General features: G+C 32.0%; 2 protein-coding genes. Both read left to right on the forward strand.

The annotated features are described in order from the left end of the window. The first annotated feature begins 174 nt into the window (after positions 1-174). Positions 175-804: a hypothetical protein gene (locus AC11W3_RS20195; RefSeq protein WP_484093642.1), complete on the forward strand. Its 630-nt coding sequence runs from the start codon at positions 175-177 to the stop codon at positions 802-804. A 105-nt stretch (positions 805-909) separates the two neighbouring features. After that, positions 910-2,204 (forward strand): hypothetical protein (locus tag AC11W3_RS20200; RefSeq protein ID WP_484093643.1); only part of this gene is annotated, 1,295 nt, incomplete at its 3' end.

Genomic DNA, 2,204 nt, shown 5'->3' on the forward strand with positions numbered 1-2,204 from the left:
AAGGAGGTGGTTAAATTGATTGTCGAAACTTAATGTATAAAAGTTCAATATAGTAGTTTACATTCAGTTGTAAACATGCTATTATATTTATGCGATGTAAATTTCTAAAATACAAAAACACCAAAACAAAATAACTGCAAAATGCAGAAATAAAAATGAAAGAGGTAATGTAAAATGGCATGGAATGAAATTGAAAACAAAGGAAATAACAACAGCGGAGAAAAGAAAGTAGAGTATGTAAAGCTTATACCGGGAGAAGTAGTTAAACTAAGAATAGTCGACGAACAGCCGGAAAGCAGATGGGTACATTGGGTACAGTCAGCTAACAAAGGTAAAGGACTTGGTATTAAATGTCCGGGTAAAGGCTGCAAGATGTGTGCCGACATAGCAGAAAAGAAAAAGACAAAGACAGCTCAAAAGTATGGTTGCTCTAAATCTCATATTATAAATGTTATAAACAGAAATACAAAGAGAATTGAACTTCTTGATAAGGGAAACAAAATCTTTGAACAACTGCTTAACATGCTTAAACAAATGGGAGATTTAAGAAACTACGACATAACAATAACAACAACTAAAACTGGTAATGAAGCTACAAATGTAAATTATAGTGTTCTTCCAACCTTTCCACCTACAGCTTTAACAGAAGCAGAAAAGGAAATGGTAGAAAGAGACAGATATGATTTAAAGGAAATAACCAAAGGCTTCACACTAGAGCAGATAGATAAGCTTATTGCAGGAGCTACCATTGAAGAAGCAACAAAGGAAGACGACAGCTCTAATACAGTAGATTTTACAAATTAAGCACCATTTTAAGATAACGACATAATTCTTCAACAATTAAACACTAGGCTCAAAAGGTCTAGTGTTTCTTATTAAACTATTTATAGTGAAAAGGGGATATGTATTATGCCAAGAATGAGATGTATAGATAACGAAAGCTATTTAAACAGTTTAACAGTAGGTAACATTTATGATGTGGAAGAAATAATTGGAAGGTCAGACATATATCGTGTAACAGGCAATACAGGAGGAACTTTTAGTTGTTTTAGAAGAAGATTTGAAGTAGTAGAGCCTAGCAACATAACAAGAGTAAGATGTATTGAACAAAATCATAGAAGATTAACTTATCAAAGAGAATATGATGTTATAACAAGTTACGAAGATAGAAGTGAAAATTTTTATAGAGTTATAAATGATATTGGAGAGCAGGAAAGTTTTTATACAACAAGATTTGAAGTTGTTACAGAAAATACAAATGGTGAGGTGAGTGATGTGCCAGTAAGTAATGGATTTGCAGTTGGGGATATAGTAAGAATAATAAGAGAAAACAGCATGTACAATGGCATTTTAGCTTATATAAAAGAAATAACCAGTAACAATAGAATATCATTAAATATAGGTGCTTTTTATTACACACCAAACGATATAGTAAAAGTATCAGAAGAAGAATTAAATATACCTGTTGAACCGTTAGCAGCAGTTCCAGAGTATACACAAGTAACAATAGAAAACCAAGTTATAAAAAAAAGTACTAGAGTTAAGCTTCCTACAAGAAGAACACTCGGAGAACATTTATATGAATCTGTTATTGTTAAAGAAGCATTAGATAATAATTATGATTATCTAACTATAGACAGTATTAATCCATCTGGTTCGATTAATGTAAAACATACAGAAAATACATACAGATTTTCAAGTTCAAACCTAGAAATACTTAATACTAATTTTGTACAAGGTATGCTTGAAAATGGACACAGAATAAAAGATAAGAACGGCAGAACACATACATATGAAGCATACGAAGTTATAAGAGTAGGACATATACTTATAGCTGATACAGCAAGTCATATTGATTACATAGACAGTACAGGTTGGTTTATAAGGCAGTGGAAAGAACTTGTTACTAAGCCAAGAGGAACAATGCAGTACACAGAATACATGGCTATTGCTCCAGAAGATTATATAGCTTATAAAGCAGAGGTAGAAAGCAGAATTGCTTACCTTAAAATTGTATTTAATAATGCAGAGATAGAAGAAAGAAATTTAAAGATTGAAGAAGATAAACGAGCTTACGCTAATCTTAAAGTGGCAGTAGAACAACTCATGCTTCAAGAAAGACAAAGGATAGAGCAGCAAAGAGCAAGAGAAGAAAATGAAGCAAGACTTAGAGAAGCTAATGCTCTTGGCATATGGAAACATCA

This window comes from Geomonas sp., assembly GCF_056994735.1.

What these genes read in the sequence shown, in the direction of transcription:
- AC11W3_RS20195 (WP_484093642.1), top strand. Translation starts at nt 175, where the DNA reads ATGGCATGGAATGAAATTGAAAACAAAGGAAATAACAACAGCGGAGAA.